Raw genomic sequence first — 21149 nt, 5'->3', positions numbered from 1 at the left:
AATTTGATGTAAACTTTATGTTACTTATGTAAACAAAAAAAAGAGCTATTATAGCTCTTTTTTTTTGTTGTTTTTAAAACGTGTATCCTATGTTAAAGGAGAATCCGACACCCTTTTTGAATTCTCTTAAAATCAGTGAGTCTTCTGTTATGTCTAAAGTACTTTTGCTTCCCAACTCTTTTTTGTAACTTGGATTTAAGATGTTGTCAATACCAAATTTAAGTTCGATACTTTTTGAAATTGAGTTAGTCCAAACAAAATCTAATTTACTAAAAGATTTCTCGTAGATATGATCAATTCCTGAAGAACCTACTGCGAAAATACGATCTCCATAAACGTTATATACCAAGGTCATAGAGTTTTTCCAATCTTTATTAAGGATAAAGTCATATTTCAAATCAGAATTGATTAACCAACTTGAAGCACCTTGCAGTTTACGGTTAGTACTGTTTTCTAATTCATTTCCTTGTTTTTTAAGGTCAATTTTAACGTCAGTACTCATTAACGATGTATTGAAGCCTAAAGAGAAATTAGAAAGCGATTTGCTAATTCTGCTCAATTGGAAAAGCATTTCTATCTCGGCACCATAAATAACTGCTTGCTCTGAGTTTTTGAAAGTTGTGATTTGACCTCCACTATTTGCAGTTGGTTTGAAAACTCTTTCGATTGGGTCGTTGATCATTTTTCCAAATACACCTACAGCAAACATTTCTTTGTTGTTAGGAAACAATTCATATTTGAAATCTACATTATAGTTTTCACTGTCTTTCAAATCTGGGTTTCCACTCTCTGAAGTTCCATCAGCATTAATGTAATTTATTGGTAACAACTCCATCGCAACTGGACGGGTTATAGTTTTTGCTAATGACACTCTCAAATTACTATTTTCATTCAAAAGACGTTTTGCGTTTATAGATGGTAAAATGTCAAGCTTGTCATCTGTCTTTTTTCGGAAAGCGCTACCAAACGGATCGCCTTGTTCTCTGTATTTTATAGTACGAGTTGAACTTTCACCTCTAATACCAGCATTCAAATCCCATTTTTCTCCAAGATTCATAAACAAATTGAAGTATCCAGCATTAACAAACTGATTCAATTTTACTTTGTAATCTCCGTTAGATTCTTCCTGAACATAAACAATTCCGTTGTTGATATCTTCATTGATGTTTTGGCTTATAGTACTTAAATCAGCAGTATAGTTTCTCTCTAAATTCCTTCTTCCTGAGAAGAAACGGTAAGAAGATTCCATGTCGTTCAGCGAACTGTTGTATCCAATAGATAATTTATTAGAATCTTCATTGTCTCCAAATTTTAAATTATATTCTAAAAGTGAAGAGTAATAGAAGTTTCCTTTTACATCAAGGAATTGACGGTTTAAGTTATTACCACCATAAGACATATTTATTTGGGTGTCATCTAGTTTTACACCTGTGATAAATTTTCTATCCGGTTGTTGAAAAGAAGTTTTTACATAAGAACCACCAGCTTTTAAACTGTGTTTCCCGTCTTCGGTTAATTTATAATCTCCGTACAATTGTGTGTTCCAATAGTTAGATTCTTCGTATTGGTTTAATCTGATAAGATTATTTGTCTGATTAGCTAAGCTGTTTGTGTATCCTAGCTGATCTTGAATTTTGCTTTCAGTCGCTTTAATCAAGAACGTGTTGAAGTTCAAGTTAAAACGGTTTGTCTTGTATTTCAAACCTGCTAAACCTGAAAATGTAGTGAAATAACTGTATTGAGTATTGTACAAATTATTATCATAATTTCCTTGACCAAGATTGAAAGTTCTGTCTACACCTTCTCTAAAAGAGTATTTATTGTCAAAATTGAAAGACATTATGTAACTAATATTTCTTTCTTTTTCAAGACTGAATTTTTGAGCATGTAAAAATCCAATACTTGAATTCAATGGGCTTTTCGTATTATTTACATCCCATGATTTTTTACCAAAACCATTCTCATATTCCGAAGGAGAAAGTTTTTGTCCTCTTGGAATTGATCCAAAGATACTAGGAAGCGCTCTGTCATTCCCAATAAGGCCTAAAGAACCTTTCGTTGAATTTGCATCATCAGAAAGCAGGAAATCTTGAAGGTTATTGTTGGTAGTATAGCCAAAACCAATGTTCAATTTCGTAATGTTTTTGGGTTGAGGTGTTTCAATATTAACGGTTGCTCCTGCAAAATCTCCAGAAATGTTAGGATTGAAAGTTTTGTAGATATTTAATACTCCAACAACATCAGTAGGAAACAAATCTAAAGGAATGATTTTCTTGAAAGGACTGTTTGATGGGGATTGCAAATCGTTTATCAATAAGTTATTGTAGCGGTCTTCCAGTCCTCTGATAAATAAACCTCTTCCATCTACCTTAGTGATTCCTGTAATTTTTGTTAATCCTTCTTCAACGTCGCTTACACCTTTACGGGCCATTTCTTGTGCGCCGATACTTTGTTTAATTACAACCGCCTGTTTTTGGTCTAATAATAATGCAGTTTCCTTTTCTCTGCTTGCAGTGTTTTTTATAACGACATCTTCCAGTTTATAGCTCCCTGAACCTAATGCCTTGTTTACAGTTACAGTTTCATCAGCAACCACTGTTACAGGAATCTCAACAGATTCGTAACCTACAAAACTTAACTGTAAAGTATAGTTTCCTGGTAGTATTTTTATGGTATATTTACCATCAATATCAGTATTGGTTCCTATATTTGTTCCTTTGATAAGAACATTAGCAAAAGGTAATGACTGATTATTAGCATCTTTGTCTGTTAAGATTCCGGCTATCGTTCCTTTATTCTGTGCGAAAGAAACAGCAGTTATAAATAACGTTAAAAATAGTAACTTGAATTTCATTTGGTTTAATTTTTTTGCAAAGTAACGCCTGAAATGTAAAATGTAAGTTACTCACTTGTTATGGTTATGTTTTGTTTTGGGTCCAAAAATGCACCTAATATTAAATTACGGTTAACAGCTTTTCAGTACCCCAATTATTGTTACATTTACAATTCAAAAACAATTTTTGGCGCTTTATGAAGAAAAAACACACGAAGATTCTATTAGTAGACGACGAACCGGATATCTTAGAAATTGTAGGGTACAACCTCTCTGAGGAAGGATATCAAATCTTTACAGCGGCTAACGGAAAAGAAGCTGTAGCTAAAGCTAAAAAAGAAATTCCAGACCTTATTATAATGGATGTTATGATGCCAGAAATGGACGGAATGGAGGCTTGTGAAAATATTCGTAAAATCCCGGAACTCAGCAATGTTATAATTACGTTCTTGACTGCCAGAAGTGAAGATTATTCCCAAGTTGCAGGTTTTGACGCTGGTGCCGATGATTATATTACAAAGCCCATCAAACCTAAATTATTAGTTAGCAAAGTAAAAGCTTTGTTGCGCCGATTAAAAGAAAAAGAACAAAACAGCGAGACATTAAACGTTGGCGGAATCGAAATCAATCGCGAGGAATACAAAATTGTAAAAGATAATGTTGAAATTGCTTTGCCAAGAAAAGAATTTGAACTGTTTTATTTATTAGCTTCAAAACCAGGAAAAGTATTCAAACGCGATGAAATTCTGGACAAAGTTTGGGGTAATGAAGTGGTTGTGGGCGGAAGAACGATTGATGTTCACATCCGAAAATTACGGGAAAAAATTGGAGAAGATTTTTTCAAAACAATAAAAGGTGTTGGGTATAAGTTTGAAGTATAAATGACTATAAATTTTAAAAAAACATATCGCTTTGCCGTAAAATCGGCGCTCTATGTCACCCTTTTTTCTACCGGATTAGTTGGTTTTCTTACCCATTGGTTTTTTAGTTTTTCCTACCAGTTTTGTTTGATTTTTGCCTTGTCAATTGCTACTTTCTCCTTTATTGTGATTCAATATCGGGTAGAACGTTTTATTTATAAAAAGGTAAAAAAAATATATGATGACGTTTCTTTATTAGAATCAAGCACTTTTAGAAACCAGCCGATAACAACGGATATGGCGACACTTACTCGTGAAGTCAAGAAGTTTGCAACTGATAAAAAGCTGGAAATAGAAACGTTAAAAGTCCGTGAAGAATATAGAAGAGAGTTTCTTGGAAACGTTTCTCACGAACTCAAAACCCCACTTTTTACGGTTCAAGGGTATTTGTCAACTTTGCTTGACGGAGCCATGAACGATAAAACAATCCGAAAAAAATACTTAGAACGTGCCGAAAAAGGAGTGGAAAGACTCATCTATATTGTTCAGGATTTAGATATGATTTCCAAACTTGAAATTGGCGACTTGAATTTAGAAATAGCTGAATTTGACATTGTTAAACTCGTTCAAAATGTATTTGATTTGCTCGAAATGAAAGCTTCCAAGAAAGATATTTTGTTGATGTTTGATATGAAATACAATAAGCCGGTTTTGGTTGTTGGAGATCAGGAAAAAATTCAACAAGTGGTGATGAACTTGATTGTAAACTCCATAAAATATGGAAAATTAAAGGGTTCAACCGAAGTGAGTATCGAGGATTTGACAGATGAAAAAGTAATTGTTCGTATTACTGATAACGGAGAAGGAATAGAGAAAAAAAATATTCCTAGACTTTTTGAACGTTTTTACAGAGTGGATAAAAGTGGCGCAAGAACCGAAGGTGGTTCCGGATTGGGACTATCAATTGTAAAGCATATTATTGAAGCTCATGATGAGAAAATTTATGTAGACAGTACATTTGGTGTGGGTTCTGAATTTTCTTTTACTCTTGAAAAAGCTAAAACGACTAAAATATAATCTGAAAAAATATATTTTAATACCAAAAAACCGATTTTTCTAAATCGGTTTTTTTGTGGGTAATTATTAGAAACTATTTTTCAAAAACCGCAAATAAATTTGTCCAGTCAATTTTAGAATCTAAGCGTGGAAGTCCTTTATAATCCTGAATTTCTTGAATATTTTCCATTCTAAAATCATTTTGATTCGCATAAGGAACTAAGCCTTCCTTTTTTAATTTTTTAGCCAAATATTCCTGTTCGTATTGTCCTGGTGTTGGAATAAAAAATGCTTTTTTTCGCAATTGCGCAAGATCCATTATTGTAGTGTATCCAGAACGACAAAGGACCATTTCACTTTCGTTAAAAGCTTGTTCGAGTTCGGTAGAATTCATGAAGTTGTAATAGGTAACATTTTGTTTTACAACAATTTTCTGTTCTGATTCTACGTTTCCTTCAATGAAAATTGCATTTCCTTTGAACCGATTGATTTCGTTTTTCAAATGATTTTCCAGTATTCCTCGTTGAGGTTCAGGACCGGAGAGAATCACCAGCAAATCATATTTTTTTGGTAATAGTTTCTTTTGAAGTCGGCTCAAAGGGCCTATATATTTAGTTTTGAGGCTGATACTTTCAATATGACCTAGTTTTCCGGTTAGATTTATGGAACCTTCAAGATCCGGAACCCAGCATTCTATATATTTTTTTATAATATATTGATGTACTTTACTTGTTATCCAAGTGGTGTTTCCAGTCATGACATTCAATTGATGGGTAATAAACACGGATGGGACTTTCTTGCTGTAAACTCCTAATCGATTGTCTGAAATAATACCGTCTATTGCATATTGTTTAATCCAGTTTTCAATTATTTTTTTTTCTTCTAAAATAGCTCGGACCATTTTTGGACCATTCTGTATTAATTTCCATTTGAAATTGGCGCCATTTTTAGCATATTCTATTTGGTAGGAGGGAAGTTCCAGTGCTTGTACGGTAGGGAATTCTTTTTTTAGTAAAGTCAATGCAATTCCATCGGATGCAATAATGGGAGTGTAATTGTTTTCTAATAAGGCTTTGATAATGGGAATACATCGTGTTGCATGGCCTAAACCCCAATTCAATGGTGCGATTAGGATAGTCTTTTGTTTCATTTTCAAATCCATGTGCGATAAATAGGTTCGTTGTTTTTTATTTGAAAGTTAGGAAATGAACCCGTTTTGTATATTTCGAAGGTATTACTAAACTATTAAATTATGGGGCAATTATACTTTTATAGAAAAATAAAGGCTATCCTAAAAGATAGCCTTTGTGAAATATTTTATAAAAAAATTATTCTTGAATATACGTTTTATTACCGTTGGAGTTGATGTAGTATTTTCCTCCCCTAGGACCAGTATATACTTTTTTTCCATTGTATTCACCTGTTATTTTATCGGCAATTTTAGGTGCTTTTTCAGTAGTCTCTTTTAGTTTTTTTGCTGGCTTGGTAGCTGTAGCTTTCTCTTTTGCTTTTGTAGCTTTTTCTTTTACAACTTCAGTTTTTTCTTTTGCTGTCGTTGCTTTCTCTTTTGCTTTTGTTGCTTTTTCTTTTACAATTTCAGTTTTTTCTTTTGCTGTCGTTGCTTTCTCTTTAGCTTTTGTTGCTTTTTCTTTTACAACTTCAGTTTTTTCTTTTGCTGTCGTGGCTTTAGATTTAGCTTTTGCTGCTTTTTCTTTTGCTGCTTTTTCTTTTGCTGCCATTGCTTTAGATACTTTTTCTTTAGCAACTTCGGTTTTTTCTTTCGCTGCCGTTGCTTTTTCTTTTGTAGCATCTGCTTTGGCTTTTGCTTTTTCCTTTGCTTTAGCTTTTGCTAATTTTTGTGTGGTAGCTTTTGTTGCTTTCTTTTCAGTTGCCGTTTCTTGGGAATAGGCGCTCACCGATAAAATAATAGTTAATAACAATACAAATAATTTTTTCATAGCATTTTTTTTATGTTTAGTTATATAAAAATAGCAAAAAAATATATTCAAAATGAATTCAAACAAATTTATCCTTCTTTAGCTTAAAAATAAGCTCTCAACTGCATGCTCCCAGTATGAATGGCTTGGCTTGTTTCGCTTTTTCGACCCTGATAATTAAAGTTTATGTCTAAAAATTGCGTAATGTTTTTTTGCAAAAGCAATCTCCAAGTCAGGTTTTGCCCAGTTTGTAATCCCTCCAACATTTGAAATCCTACCGAGGAAAATTCATTTCCATCAAATTTATTTTGGTAAAAAGAAACTTCACCGTTCATCGTGAATTTTTTTGTACCTGAATAGGAAAAGGCAGTTCCAAAACGGTTTTGCAGCAGCGTTTCTGAAACTCCTATCTGATTTTCTTTCTTTTGTAACTCATAAAAGATATCCCAACTGGTGTTTTTGGAAAATAAATAACTGATTTTTGGAGCCAATTGATAACCGCTAATATCGAAGTTTTTCTCGGGGAAATTTTCAGATTCAATTGCGGTTTGAATTGTTTTGGCAAAAAAAACAAAAAGCCAGCTTTGGTGATACAAATGATTGTATTGCAATTGATGAGAGCTGTTGGTAGCTTCCTGTGAACCGATGGATAATAAGTTTTTTGTTTTATTTTCTAAATAGGAATACGTAGTAGAATGGTTTTGTTTCCCTCGATTGTAAAACAGACTGTTTCTTAAACTGGAGTTTAGGCCTAGTACATTTTCATTGGAACCGCTAAACGGATTTAAGTCGAAATTGTTTCCATCACTTCTTATTTTTCGGTCGATTATAAAGGCAGTTTGATTGTAGAAATAGGAAAGTAATTTTTTGATTCCGGTTTCGTTTTGCCATTGATTCGGGTTTAAAGTCACGGATTGTGAGAACTTATTTTGATGTGTTTTTATATAAATCCGGTTGGGTAAAAATACCCGGATAAATTTCGCCTGATCGATAAATGGAGCGACTTCAAATTCCTGTAATTCCTGAACTCCATTGTCATTGTAATCATTCCAAGTATAGACGCCTTGACCTGCAGAAACTTCGAGATAGGTAAATTCTTGTTGCGGAATGGTTCCGGAATTCGTTTCATAAACCGTTGTGCTTAAAATTAGTTGATTAAAAAAACGATCCGTGTACACGATTCTGGAATTCAATGTGGGTTCTTTTTTTCGTGTGGCATCCACGAATTCTAAGACTCTGTAATTGGCAAAGATGGACAAATCACTTTTATTGGTTTGAATTAATTTCGATTTCAGCATAAAAGTTTGAGACGAATTTACACGCTGAATGAAACTCCCGATACTTCGGTTTTGCAAGCTGTCATTGGTTCTTCTTAAATAACCTAATTCTACAAAAACCTTGGTGCTGTCACCTCTCCCGGCGAATACACCATACTCTGTAAATTTTTGGCTCAAAGCCGTAAACTGATTTGTCGTTTTATTTTTTTCCTGATTGTCCTCTAAGCGCAAGCTGGAACCGACCCAATTTTTATCAAAATGCAAACGCATCTGAGACTGGTTTCTTAAGAATTTAGAAGATAAAGTAGGTGCGTCACTTTTTAGGAAACTCCCTTGATTTTGAAAAGTCCAATTTTTTACTCGAAATAATCCATTTACAACATGCCTACTACCTGAAAAATTTTCAGAGAAATCTAGTTTTTCAAATTGATACAATAGTAATCCTTTGTTGGTGGATTTTGGTTTTGGATTTAAATCCAATTGTAATCCGGAAACGAACAGACTTTGATTTCCAATGCCAGCAGTTCCTAAGTTCCAGTCCCTGTCAAATTCGATGTTATAAAGCCGCTCCACTGAACTGAAATTGTTCTGAATGAATTGGTAATTAGCGAAAGCATCCATCTGCCATTTTTTCGAAAAAATACGCTGCTTGGTATTTATTTTTCCAGCAAGACCTTTGTTATTCGCGTCATCAATATTTGAAAATAAATTTTTATCATTATTGCTGATGCCAATTTCAAAATCAACAGCTGTTTTTTCATCTGGGTTGTATTTTCCTAAAAAGGTGGCTACTTGTACTTTTGTAGGTGCAATAAGTTGAATTATGGGTTCATAATTTCCTTGCAGAATCCCGTTTGCTGGAGCAATGTATTGATAAACTCGAGTGATTGTGGCTGAATTTGTCACAATATAATTCCCGTTATTGGCTCCTACTAAAGTGAATCGAACATTGAATAATTCCTGTTGTACGTCATTTGAATATTCGAAAATTTCAACGGCATTAGCAGTCGTTTTTCGGTACAGTACTTTGTTCTCGGAGTAGGAATCTGAATAGGCTGAAGGCGCGGTCATTAAACTAGAATTGTCTCCGGCATTGACTAATATTTGAGCTTGTTCCTGTGACAAATTCTGTTGTAAAGGCTGGTTTTTCAAGTCGTTTTCCGAATATAAATAACCACCAAAACTCCATTTTTTATTTTCATGTGTAGCTCCGGCATAGGTTACAAAACGCGTGTAATTACGGTCGGAATATTGATATTCTATAGCAATTCGCATTTCGGAAGTGATGGTAAAAAGTGGCGTAAATACAATTTCACCTGCATTATAATCAATCGTGTAATCATTGTTTTCTCCTCGTTTCAGTAAAATCCCATTGACATAAACCCGCTCTGAACCGGAAACCACCAGAACGTATAATTCACCGTTTTGCCCTTTTAATTTGTACGGACCCTGATTTCCCTCTTGTCCCACAATATCACTTTTGGCATATTGACCGCGGACTAATGCAGCAGATGCAAATACATTCGTTTTGTTTTCTTCAGTTCCAAAGTTGAAACTTGTCGCCAGTCCCTGTACTTTTTTATTGAAATTCAGGAATTGGGTGTTCTTGTTTTCCAGAAAAATATCACCTGCACGGATATTCCATTCATCGCTGAATAATTCCATGAAAACATTGTCAAACTGATCTAGTTTTTGGGAATATCCGCCATCTTGCAACGGAATATTACTGTCTTGAATTGAGGCTCTTAAACTTACTTTTTCGGATATTTTTCCGGTGATTTGCAAGTCTAAATTGGAATTCAAAACAGCATTTTGATTGTTTCCTATAGTCACGCCACGTGTAATGCTTCCGGAAGTATTTAAACCGTCAAAAGGTACGTTTTTATTGGTATTTTTATTTCCAATAGCATACAAGTTACCTTGTCCGGCTTCATTGCTAACAACTTTTGATGCGTCATAAATGCGGTATTCTTTGGTAAGAATTTCGGGAAATTTCAAATACTGTATGGTCAGTGAATCGGATTTGAAAGCGCTGTTTTCCTTTAAAATTAAAGTTCCCTTTTCGAAATTTATTGCAAATAAAGTATTGTCAATTTGTTTGTCATTGGCGTCAAGCAATTTGAAAAAACTAGAATTAAGGCTTTCTTTTTCAATGTAAATAGTATCGCGCGAAGGAAGAATTTTTTTGGTTTTGTACAGCGAATTTATTTGCTGTGCATGAAGCCCAGAAAAACAACCGATTAGAATCCAAAAAAGTAATTTTTTCAACATAAATACTATAACTCGAAAGTATCAAAAGTAGTATTTATAATTTGATAATCAGAACTTGCGCCACGCAGAAAATATTGGAAAAAATAAATAGGTATTGTGTCAATTCTAGTGCTTTTTTTACTTAAAACAATGAGAAATGGGAATCAAATTAAATTTCGATTCCCATTTCTTACTACTTGATAATAAGTGTTTACGCTTCTTTTGTCACGACTTGCATCGTTTCACGACTGACTTGTTTCAATAGTACTATTTTATTTTCTTCGACAGTTTGTGCCGCTTTGTCATCAAAATGTCGAATGGTATATAAAGTAACATTTTCGTTAAATTCAACTTTAAATTTTTTCGACAAAATGGCATTTAGTGCTTTAAAATTATCGAATTTGTCCTCCACACATACCGAAAAACTAATCGCTGAATTCTGGATTAAATTTACTTTTATTTTGAACTGGTGAAACAAAGCAAAAATTTCGCTGATGTTTTCTTCCATGATAAAAGAGAAATCTATGGAGGAAAGCGAAATCAAAAGTTGGTTTCTTTTGACAATAAAACAAGGTAAATAAGGTTCTAAATCCACTCCTTTAGAAACGCTTGTTCCTTTTAATAATGGATTTATAAACGATTTTACATACAAAGGAATTTCCTTTTTTTGTAAAGGCTGTAATGTTTTTGGGTGAATAACCGTTGCGCCGTAAAAAGCTAGTTCAATGGCTTCGCGATACGAAATTTGATTCAATAAACTGGCGTTTTCAAAATATCTCGGGTCGGCATTCATAACTCCGGGAACATCTTTCCAGATAGTTACGCTTTCGGCATTTAAACAATATGCAAAAATTGCAGCGGTATAATCCGAACCTTCACGACCTAAAGTCGTGGTGAAATTATTGTCATCTGAACCCAAGAAACCTTGTGTAATATTTAGGGTTTTTCGTTTTACGTTTTTGGCAATGTTCTTTTGTGTTAATTCCCAATCTACTTCCGCATCTCGATAATTAGCATCCGTTTTTACAAAATTACGCACATCCAGCCATTGCGTTTTTATGCCCATGAAATTCATGAAATGACTGAGAATTGTTGTCGAAATTAATTCACCATAACTTACAATCTGGTCATACACAAAATTATAATTAGGAGATTTATTATGTGTCAAAAAATATTCTAAATCAGCAAATTGTGTATTGACAGCGGCAAAAACTTCATTTTTTTCATCGTCAAACAGATCCATCAATATTTGATTGTGGTATTTTTTCACTTCTTGAACGGATGAATTTAGCTCAGCTGATTTGTCGAAATAATTTTTGATTACAATTTCTAGTGCATTCGTTGTTTTCCCCATTGCAGAAACTACTAGCAATACATCCTCGTAACCCACTTTTTGTAAAACGTCGTACACGTTTTTTATTCCTGCGGCATCTTTTACAGAAGCTCCTCCAAATTTGAATACTCTCATATTTTAAACAAAAAATTGTTCTTTATTTTATTTCAATTTATTCTCTACGAAATTGGTAATTCCAAGTTCGTCCATTTGCACCACATGCCAGTCACGTAATACTTTTGCACCTGATTTTTCGTAAAATTCAATTGCAGGAGTATTCCAGTCGAGCACATTCCATTCCACTCTTCGAACTTGGTCTTTTTTACCCTGTTTTAAAATTTCAGAGTACAAAGCATATCCTAATCCTGTGCCGCGCATACTCTCTTTTACCACTAAATCTTCTAAATGGATAGTTTTCCCTTTCCAAGTAGAATAGCGATAATAGTACAATGCTATACCCACAATTTGCTTAGGCTGTTTGCTATCGTTCGAGTCGTCTTCTATTTCAGCAACAAAAACATGAAAGAGAGGAACAGGGCCAAAACCATCTCGAATTAAATCGTCAACAGTTATAAGAACAGCATCTGGCTCTTTTTCAAATTCGGCCAACTCTTTAATTAGACCTAAAACAGCTTGCATATCTTGCGGATTTCCTCTTCTAATATTCATAAATTTTTATTTTAATGATTTAAAAACGCAATAAAACAGCCTTTTTATGTATATTTTTTGTGTTTTATTCAGCAAATATACAATACTGTCAAAGTAAATAAATAGTATTGAATTTGTTTTCACAAAAAAAACGATATTTGTGATGTCAAATTAACTACATCGATTTCGTAATGGAAGAACGCAACAAAACACTAGGAGAATTTATTATTGAAAACCAAAATGCCTTTCAATATTCGTCAGGCGAATTATCCCGAATTATCAACTCCATCCGATTGGCTGCTAAAGTGGTCAATTATAAAGTAAACAAAGCCGGATTAGTTGATATTGTTGGTGCCGCCGGAGAACAAAACATACAAGGCGAAGACCAGCAAAAATTAGATGTTTATGCGAATGAGGTTTTCATTCAAACTTTGATTAATCGCGAAATTGTTTGTGGTATTGCCTCCGAAGAAAATGATGATTTCATTACGGTTGAGGGAAGCGATAACAGCCATAATAATAAGTATGTTGTTTTAATGGATCCGCTTGACGGTTCATCAAATATTGATGTCAATGTTTCAGTTGGAACTATATTTTCGGTTTATAGAAGAGTGACTCCAATAGGAACTCCAGTTACATTGGAAGATTTTTTACAACCCGGTATCAATCAGGTTGCGGCAGGATACGTGATTTATGGAACATCGACCATGTTAGTTTACACAACAGGACATGGCGTGAACGGATTTACACTGAATCCGGCAATTGGTACCTTTTATTTATCACATCCAAAAATGAAATTTCCTACTGACGGCCACATTTATTCTATTAACGAAGGGAATTATGTTCATTTTCCGCAAGGAGTAAAAAATTATATCAAATATTGCCAGTTAGAAGAAGGAGATCGACCGTATACTTCTAGATATATAGGAAGTCTGGTTTCAGATATTCACAGAAATATGATTAAAGGCGGAATTTACTTGTATCCTACGAGTTCTAAAGCCCCAAAAGGTAAATTACGATTGTTATATGAATGCAATCCGTTAGCTTTTATTGCGGAACAAGCCGGGGGAAAAGCTTCTGACGGATTTAATAGAATCATGGAAATTCAACCAACAGCTTTGCATGAACGCGCTCCTTTTTTCTGCGGAAGCTACAATATGGTAGAAAAAGCCGAAGAATTTATGCATAAAGCAGAATTAAGTAAGTACTAGAAACAAAAAAAGCTTCCGTTTTTGGCGGAAGCTTTTTTCAAAAATTTTGTCTTACTTGTTCATGTTTTTCATTTCGAAAACAAAAGTGTCTAAATCCACTTCTTTATCCACTAATTTAAGCGCTTTGTCAACGATGTAATCTACGTTTTCAGTATTAAAGCCTAAGCCTACACCAATTTTTCTAAGCATTACTTCTTGTTTGTCACCTAAATGATGATCTACATTCACAATACGGGCTAGATCATACAAGCGCTCCATTCTTTGTTCGTATAAATAAGGAGGATTGATCGGGTAATTTAAAGGGTTCTCTAAAATTTCCTCATATTCTGCTTGAGAAATTTCTAATCGAATTGCCAGTTTGTCTAAAAATGCTTTTTCTTCAGGAGAAAACTTCCCGTCAGTAAGCGCTACGCGTACAATTGATGCAAAATGACCTTTATTTCTTTGTTTGAATTCGCTATCAAATAAATCTGAAAATGACATAGTTATTGGTTTTATATCTTACAAAGATAAATCTATTTTTAAATTAATTATTTTAATTTTGTTTAATTTTTTTTCGAATACTAGTGTCAATTGTGGTTGTTTGTAGTTAAAAATGCTAGGCTAATATTTTCCTAAAGCTGCGTTTGTATATAACTCATTTAGCATCTGAAAGTGTTTTCATAAAAGCGACCAATGATTTTTGCTCCGCCAAAGACAAGTTGAGTTTGTCTGAAGGTAAGGTTTGATTTTCTACAGCAATACCATTTCCTTCGCCGCCACCTTCATTATAAAAAGTCACAACTTCTTCTAAAGTTTTAAAAACGCCATTATGCATATACGGCCCCGTTTGTGTAATGTTTCGGAGTGTTGGCGTTTTAAAGGCACGTTTCAGTTGTGCCATTTTGTATTGTGTAAATCGCCCTAAGTCTTGATCTATGATTTTTCCGTTTTTGGTTTGAGGAGTTCCTATTACTTCTTGCTCTGTTTTTTTATAAATAGGCGGTACTGTTCCATTAAACAATGGGATAAAATGACACGTAGCACATTTAGCTTTTCCTGCAAAGAGATTAAAGCCTAGTTTTTCTTCCGTTGAAAAAGTAGTAGAAGTACCCGAAAAGTACTGATCAAACTTAGAGTTGAATTTATTTAAGGAACGAACATAACTCGCTATTGCGTTTTGCAATTGCCATTCTTCTAATTTTTTTGCATTAGGAAAAGCATTTTTAATTAATTTTTTATAGGCTGAATCGCCTTGAATTCGGGTTAAATTGTCTTTTAAATTTCCATGCATTTCATCTTTATTTTGAATAACATCCAGACTTTGTTTCTCTAAATCAGGTTGTCTCATGTCCCAAAATTGAGCATTTTGTAATGAGGCATACGTAAGAGTAGGAGTGTTTCTAGGTAAACTAATTCCGTTTAAGGATCGATTTGTTTTTTGTCCGTCTGTGAATGCTAGTTCCGGATTATGACACGTAGCGCAATTGCGTCTCCTATCTTTTGAAAGGGAGGAGTCATAAAATAATTTTTTGCCAAGATCAGCTTTTGCTCTAGAATACGCATACTCTTGTGACGGAATAAAAGCGTTGACATTAAACGTATTTTTTTCAAAAAGTGTTTTTGCATCTGGATTGATGGCATTTGTCTTTGCAACATTTTTAATAGTGTTGTCTTGTTGAAACTGAACTAGCTTTTCGGATATTGGATTTAAATATTCTTTAATAAAGGTAGCGCGATCAAAGGAGTTGAAATTGGTATTCGTATCGCAAAAAGTGTTTGCGTGGTCTATCAAATCAAAAAGTAAGACTTTTGTTTTTGAATTATGGGTATTCAATTTTTCAAGTACGGCTTTTAAAGAAGATAAACTGGCCTTAGCTTCTGGGATGGATTGATTGGCTATTGGTGAATCAAAACCGGTTATGCCAAGTGTTATTATGCGATATACTTCCATTTTGCTGGCATCAATAACATAATCAGGGCTGATAGTGATTACAGATAAATGTTCTTTGACTTGTGCAATTAAACCTTTTAAAACGGCAATTTCTCTTTTTAAAGCACTGGAATTACTGGCAGAGTATTGCGGGTAAATAAGTTCTTCAATGACTTGAAAACCACTTGGCGACAAGAATTTGTTTTCTTCAACTTCCAATTCATCGAGTGCTGGCCCGTTGATAAATCGCGCTGGATCTGGCGTAAAATATTCGACAGCCCATTCTATTTTTTTGTAAGCAATTCGACTTGTTTCAAATGATTTTTGTAGTTGTTTTTGATTTGGATTTTCGTTTGCAACCTTTTCAAATGCACGTACTTCTTGGTTCAGTTTTTCTAAATTAGATAACAGCTCTTCTTGAATGGTTAAGCTTGTATATTGCTTTTGGCAAGAAAAAAATAGCAGGAATAGGGGCAGCAGTTTTAATAACGGTTTCATGTTATGGTTTTTATTATATACAAAAGCAACCCAAAATTTCGGGTTGCTTTTATACCAATAGTTGAGGTAATTATCGTTGTACGTTTCGGATGATTATGGTTTGACCACCTTCTTTATTTGTATTTAAACCACTACCGTCTGCATTTAAAAAAGCATCTTTTTGCCATGTATGAGGATGTATGTTTACGATAAATGTATTAGGAACACCAATTACATCTGAGATGTCTTCCATTGCGCCATATTCCCAACTTCCAAAACGCAATTCATTGGTTTGGTTGTATGCTGTATTCCATGCTGCATCGGTTCTTTTGTGATTCATTGTTAACCAAGGTTTGTTCACTTTTGAGGCGATGTTGTACTGCCAAATATAGGAATCATGTTGTGCGGCAGAGTAGAATGAATCTCCGTCTTCTTGTGTATAGACAAAGTTTTCGGTAACACATATGTTATCAGGATTGATAATTCCTGTTCCAGGAGTTGAATCACCTTCAATAACTAATTCTAATTTACCAATAAGTGGGTTGGTATCGTTTAATACTAATTTATACACACGACCCCACATAGTGAATCCGGCTACGGGAGCATTTGAACTTGCTTGACCCGTTGCAGTAAAGTACAATTCTCTATTGTTTTTAGCAGATCCTTTTCTGTAATCTACATCTTCAACTCTAGAGAAACGAATGGCTCCTAAATTGTTAACTGTTGTGTTGATTACCGCACCGGTTAAGTTTTTTGCGTTTGGAATCTCTACAAATGATACGTCAAACGAGGACCCTATGTTCATAGCTGTTTCTACTTGGTTACCATCGTTTCTTTTCAACGCATACAGTTTACCGTTAGATAAATCGCCAACAGTTGAACTCATATACATAATAACCTGGCCAGCACTTGCGTGAGAAGTCGTATAGGACTGATCTTCTCCAATTACAATTACCGTTTTTCCAGGGTAAGCATCCTTAGTAAGTGGCACCGCGTTTTCCATACTCGCTTTTCCTAATGCTGGTAAAACTCGGTCTGTTCTGTTTTTCATACTTGTAAGTCCTAACGGATCAATACCATGAACCATACTTTCCTCACCACTTTCTCCAGCAGTTAAAAATAAAGGCCCAAATCCATGAATTGCAGGTGAAGCTAAAGTTGCTGAACATAATCGGGTTAATCCGCCCACTGCGTCAACAATATAATCTCCTTTTATAGGTTTAAGGGTTTTATCAAAATAAACTCTTGATACGGATTTTAATATTTCATGATTGGTAATCATAATGTAACCATCGCCTGCAGGATCTTTCATAAATCCAGCACCGTCTGGTTGAGCACCGTAAATAAATGATGGTGATTGTGCTAAAACATCTGAACTGCTTAATAAGGATGTAATCTGCAAGTTTTCAAAACCTTCTTTTGCTACTGCTAATGCTGGAACTGCAGAAATATTTGAGAAATTAATGGAGGTGTTTAAAGCAGGTGTTTCATTGTTGTCGTCTTGACACCCTACCACTGTAGCAAGAAGAAGCGATGATAATGCTATTTTTTTTAAATAATGCTGTTTCATGATAATCTAGATTTGTTTGTTCGATTACAAAACTATTGTAACAAACCGGATCTTAGTTTAGGTCAATATTGTAGATTCATCAATAAAATGTTACAGTATTATTAACACATCGTAAACCTGTTAATTTAAGGTAAAATTAAGATTACTGTTTGATTTGTAAGATTTATATATTTCAATAGCCATTTTTTTTCTATATTCATTGGGAGTGTTGACGGTTTTGTTGCTGCCTGTGATTGTTAGCATTGTACTCAGTTCTTTCATTTCAATGCTATTGCCTCGCTAGATCATGACGCTAGTAAAGCAACGTCATATAACAGGTGTTGTGAGCATTACTTTTGGATGATAAACATGCCTTTATTTGGTTTCCTATATTCGTTTTTTAAGGAAGTAGTTGTATGATTTTCATCCAATTTATTAAAAATTCTAAGGATGGATTTTCAAAATTAATCGTAAGTTTACAACCCCTTTATCAACCTAATAAATTACCCATGTCAGAATTTTGGATTTACTTTCAAATAGGATTAAAACACGTTTTAGATATTCATGCTTATGATCATGTTTTATTTTTAATTGCGCTCGCCATTCCGTTTTCCTTCAAGGATTGGAAGCGAGTTGTACTTTTGGTTACCCTTTTTACTATTGGTCACACGATGGCTTTAATGCTTTCCGTTTTTGGTATAATTGCCATAAAAGTGAATGTTGTCGAATTATTAATTCCAATAACGATTCTAATAACTGCATTGTTTAATCTTTTTACGGCAGGAAAATCAAGCAAGAAAGAAAGTGTAAATGTGGTATTTTTTATCACACTTTTCTTTGGAATTATTCATGGATTGGGTTTTTCAAATTATTTTAAATCGATTCTTGGCGGAGATGCAACTTCTAAAGTTTTACCATTGTCCGAGTTTGCACTGGGAATTGAAGCGGCTCAGATTGTAGTGGTTTTTGTTGTTTTGATAGTGTCCTACATTGTTCAAACCGTTTTCAGATTCTCAAAACGCGATTGGACTTTAGTCATGTCGGCATTCATAATAGGAGTAGTGATACCATTAATTATAGAAAGTGAAATCTGGATTAGATAAAATGAACGAAAAAAAATTAAATAAATACGATAAAGCGTACCTTAGAATCGCCAAAGAATGGAGTTTGCTTTCCTACTGTAAACGCAAACAAGTTGGTGCGATTATTGTGCGTGATAGAATGATAATCTCGGACGGATACAACGGAACGCCAACCGGTTTTGAGAATTGCTGTGAAGATGAGGAAGGATTAACGCGTTGGGATGTTTTACATGCTGAAGCAAATGCGATTCTGAAAGTGGCGCGGTCAACGCAATCCTGCGAGGGTGCTACTTTATATATTACACTTTCACCATGCAAGGAATGCAGCAAATTAATTCATCAATCCGGAATAAAAAGAGTGGTCTATCATAATGGATATCGGGATGATTCCGGCATTCAGTTTTTGATAAAAGCAGGAGTAGAGGTGGAACACATTGCAATTTTAGAAGAATAAATGAACTTTAATACAAAATATTTACCCATTCTTATTTTTTCAACACTTGCTTTAGGTGTTGTCTTGGGTGGAATGTTGAATTTTCCTAACACAGCTGATTATCTTGTCAAAAACAATTCGAAAAGCAAGTTGAACAAACTCATTGATTTTATCGATAATGAATACGTGGATGATGTTAATACGGATTCTATTGTAAATCTTACTGTCGATAATATCTTGGCACAACTTGACCCGCATTCCGTATATATTCCGCCAAGTGAGCAGCAAGAAGTGATGGAAAGCATGAAGGGCAACTTCGTGGGAATAGGGGTGAATTTTTATATGTATAAAGATTCCGTAGCGGTAATAAAACCTGTTGCAGACGGCCCTTCGGCAAAAGCTGGGATAAAGGCTGGCGATAGGATTTTGTATGCCGATAAAACAAAATTATTTGGACGTAAATTACCCACTGACAGTTTATATTCTAAACTAAAAGGAACTGTGGGTTCTGATATTGAACTAACAATTTACAGAAAATCCGAAGGCAAAAAAATTAAAGTAAAAATTAAACGGGATATAATTCCACTAAAAAGTGTTGACGTCGCTTTGCTTTTGGGGAATAAAACCGGTTATATAAAAATAAACAGATTTGCCGAAACTACTTATAAAGAGTTTATGGAAGGTTTGTCTAAAATTAAGCAACAAGGAGCTAAATCACTCATTATCGATGTTCGGGATAACGGTGGCGGATATATGGAAGAAGCGATTGCCATTGCCGATGAATTGTTGGCGGATAAACAACTGATTGTTTTCACCAAGAATAAAAACGGAAATATTGATAAAACATTTGCCACTGCTAAAGGGAATTTTGAAAAAGGAAATGTTTTCGTCCTGATCAATGAAAACAGTGCTTCAGCAAGTGAGATTCTTGCCGGTGCGATCCAGGATAATGACAGAGGAACCATTGTAGGCCGCCGCTCTTTTGGAAAAGGATTAGTACAGCGCGAAATGGATTTTGCAGATGGTTCAGCCGTTCGATTGACAATTGCCAGATATTACACGCCAACAGGTCGTTCAATTCAAAAACCCTATTCTAAAGGAAATGAAGCTTATTTCAAAGAATCAGAAGCGCGTTATGGAAATGGGGAATTGTATGAAAAAGACAGTATCAAAGTCACTGACACGATAAAATTCAAAACTAAAAAAGGGAAAATTGTATATGGCGGTGGCGGAATTGTTCCGGATGTTTTTGTGCCACTCGAAGTGGAACACGGAAATGAAAGTACCGTTTATTTATTACAATCTGGAATCGTGGGTAATTTTGTTTTTGAGCAATTGGATAAGAATAGAAGCGTTTTCAAAGGGCTGTCTTTCGAACAGTTTCAAACTAAAATGAATGCCACTGATTTGTATTTCAATGCATTTAAAAAATTTATTCTGGGAAATGGTTTGGAGCTCAATTTTGATAAAAGTAAAGCTTTGGTAAAACGCTATTTAAAGGCAGAGTTTGCCCGACAAATATATGGTGAGAGCTATTATTATGAAATTGTATTGCCCGAAGACGCTATGGTGAAAAGAGTTTTGAGTCAGAAATAAACTGGAATATAATTGAATTCGGATTCTATATTACAGAGATAATGAATAGTTTAGAATTGAACTATTAAGTTCCATTCATTTTTTTTACCGAATGCTGTTGTGGGCGTGAGTCTGAATTCCATCATTCCATAAAGTAAGAATGTCTGTTGCAACCGCAGCGCCACTTCCGGAAGCAATCGCCAGTTGGCTTCTCCAGCCAGCTAAAGTTCCCATCACATAAATCCCATCAGCAACTTTGTGGTCGTTGTTTTTGAGTTGTATTCGTTGCTTTTCGGGAAGTGATTTTTGATGTGGTTGTAGATATTCCATTAAACCTTCGATTGCAAAAGTATTTGCTGAACCAGTTCCAATAGCAATTATACTCGTTTGGTAGCTTTTTTTATTAGTAGTCACTGTAAATTCAGGATAACTGCCTTCTATTTTAAGTACTTTTTCATTGGGAATTTGCACAATGTGCGGATACGTTTCTGAAAGATGTGTGATGCTGTCTTTCATCAAATCAGCGCCCAATGTTCCCGGAGGAATTCCGTATGCATTGTTAAATAATGCTTCTTGAAGAGAAGATGTTTTTTGATGAGTAAAAATGCCAATTTTTTTATTGGCAACAAAAGATTTGTTTTTGGCAGAACCTAAAACAAGTGAACATGACATTCCTGAAACGCCACCACCTAAAATAAGTACATCAAACAAAACGA

At 34.5% G+C, this 21149-nt stretch carries 16 protein-coding genes; 6 read left to right on the top strand and 10 right to left on the bottom strand.

The features are described 5' to 3' along the window. Nucleotides 1-73: 73 nt before the first annotated feature. Nucleotides 74-2854, bottom strand: coding sequence for a TonB-dependent receptor (locus G7A72_RS07785; protein WP_165152055.1), 2781 nt, complete (start codon nt 2852-2854; stop codon nt 74-76). Between the two features lie 176 nt (nt 2855-3030). On the opposite strand from G7A72_RS07785, the gene G7A72_RS07780 reads away from it, so the two are divergent. Beyond that, a complete protein-coding gene (locus G7A72_RS07780; RefSeq protein WP_165152054.1) occupies nt 3031-3714 on the top strand; it encodes a response regulator transcription factor in 684 nt (227 codons plus the stop codon). Further along, entirely contained in the window at nt 3715-4770 is a 1056-nt protein-coding gene (locus G7A72_RS07775) for a cell wall metabolism sensor histidine kinase WalK (RefSeq protein WP_165152053.1), read from the top strand. 73 nt (nt 4771-4843) lie between these two features. Here G7A72_RS07775 and G7A72_RS07770 read toward each other — a convergent pair whose 3' ends face one another. The 5 genes from G7A72_RS07770 to G7A72_RS07750 all read right to left on the bottom strand — a co-directional run bounded on the left by G7A72_RS07770 (nt 4844) and on the right by G7A72_RS07750 (nt 12215). Then, nucleotides 4844-5899: a glycosyltransferase gene (locus G7A72_RS07770; protein WP_241258598.1), complete on the bottom strand. Its 1056-nt coding sequence runs from the start codon at nt 5897-5899 to the stop codon at nt 4844-4846. 178 nt (nt 5900-6077) lie between these two features. Then, the gene (locus G7A72_RS07765) at nt 6078-6707 is read right to left on the bottom strand and encodes a hypothetical protein (protein ID WP_165152051.1); all 630 of its coding nucleotides are present in this window, start codon (nt 6705-6707) and stop codon (nt 6078-6080) included. An 83-nt stretch (nt 6708-6790) separates the two neighbouring features. Beyond that, the gene (locus G7A72_RS07760; protein WP_165152050.1) at nt 6791-10234 is read right to left on the bottom strand and encodes a DUF2460 domain-containing protein; all 3444 of its coding nucleotides are present in this window, start codon (nt 10232-10234) and stop codon (nt 6791-6793) included. A gap of 190 nt (nt 10235-10424) precedes the next feature. Continuing rightward, nucleotides 10425-11681: an aspartate kinase gene (locus G7A72_RS07755; protein WP_165152049.1), complete on the bottom strand. Its 1257-nt coding sequence runs from the start codon at nt 11679-11681 to the stop codon at nt 10425-10427. A 27-nt stretch (nt 11682-11708) separates the two neighbouring features. After that, on the bottom strand, nt 11709-12215 hold the full coding sequence (locus G7A72_RS07750) for a GNAT family N-acetyltransferase (protein ID WP_165152048.1): 507 nt from the start codon (nt 12213-12215) through the stop codon (nt 11709-11711). Between the two features lie 170 nt (nt 12216-12385). On the opposite strand from G7A72_RS07750, the gene fbp reads away from it, so the two are divergent. After that, the gene (gene fbp, locus G7A72_RS07745) at nt 12386-13405 is read left to right on the top strand and encodes a class 1 fructose-bisphosphatase (protein ID WP_165152047.1); all 1020 of its coding nucleotides are present in this window, start codon (nt 12386-12388) and stop codon (nt 13403-13405) included. 51 nt (nt 13406-13456) lie between these two features. Here fbp and G7A72_RS07740 read toward each other — a convergent pair whose 3' ends face one another. The 3 genes from G7A72_RS07740 to G7A72_RS07730 form a co-directional block, all read right to left on the bottom strand. Continuing rightward, entirely contained in the window at nt 13457-13888 is a 432-nt protein-coding gene (locus G7A72_RS07740; RefSeq protein WP_165152046.1) for a TerB family tellurite resistance protein, read from the bottom strand. Between the two features lie 154 nt (nt 13889-14042). Further along, the gene (locus G7A72_RS07735; protein ID WP_165152045.1) at nt 14043-15815 is read right to left on the bottom strand and encodes a cytochrome-c peroxidase; all 1773 of its coding nucleotides are present in this window, start codon (nt 15813-15815) and stop codon (nt 14043-14045) included. Between the two features lie 70 nt (nt 15816-15885). Continuing rightward, a complete protein-coding gene (locus tag G7A72_RS07730; protein ID WP_165152044.1) occupies nt 15886-17364 on the bottom strand; it encodes a hypothetical protein in 1479 nt (492 codons plus the stop codon). Between the two features lie 488 nt (nt 17365-17852). Between G7A72_RS07730 and G7A72_RS07725 the strand changes: the two genes are divergently transcribed. The 3 genes from G7A72_RS07725 to G7A72_RS07715 are packed head-to-tail and all read left to right on the top strand — an operon-like array spanning nt 17853 to nt 20454. After that, nucleotides 17853-18446, top strand: coding sequence for a HupE/UreJ family protein (locus G7A72_RS07725; protein WP_165152043.1), 594 nt, complete (start codon nt 17853-17855; stop codon nt 18444-18446). Between the two features lies 1 nt (nt 18447). Beyond that, nucleotides 18448-18879 carry a dCMP deaminase family protein gene (locus G7A72_RS07720; protein ID WP_113634092.1) on the top strand — a complete coding sequence of 144 codons (432 nt, stop codon included), beginning with the start codon at nt 18448-18450 and terminating at the stop codon, nt 18877-18879. Beyond that, nucleotides 18880-20454: a S41 family peptidase gene (locus tag G7A72_RS07715; protein ID WP_165152042.1), complete on the top strand. Its 1575-nt coding sequence runs from the start codon at nt 18880-18882 to the stop codon at nt 20452-20454. Nucleotides 20455-20538: 84 nt separating this feature from the next. On the opposite strand, the gene G7A72_RS07710 is transcribed toward G7A72_RS07715, so the two are convergent. Next, nucleotides 20539-21144 carry an FAD-dependent oxidoreductase gene (locus G7A72_RS07710; RefSeq protein ID WP_165152041.1) on the bottom strand — a complete coding sequence of 202 codons (606 nt, stop codon included), beginning with the start codon at nt 21142-21144 and terminating at the stop codon, nt 20539-20541. Nucleotides 21145-21149 lie beyond the last annotated feature (5 nt).

The organism is Flavobacterium sp. Sr18, from assembly GCF_011064265.1.
In the GTDB taxonomy this organism is placed as follows: domain Bacteria; phylum Bacteroidota; class Bacteroidia; order Flavobacteriales; family Flavobacteriaceae; genus Flavobacterium; species Flavobacterium petrolei.
This window is presented reverse-complemented; position numbering and strand designations above follow the sequence as displayed.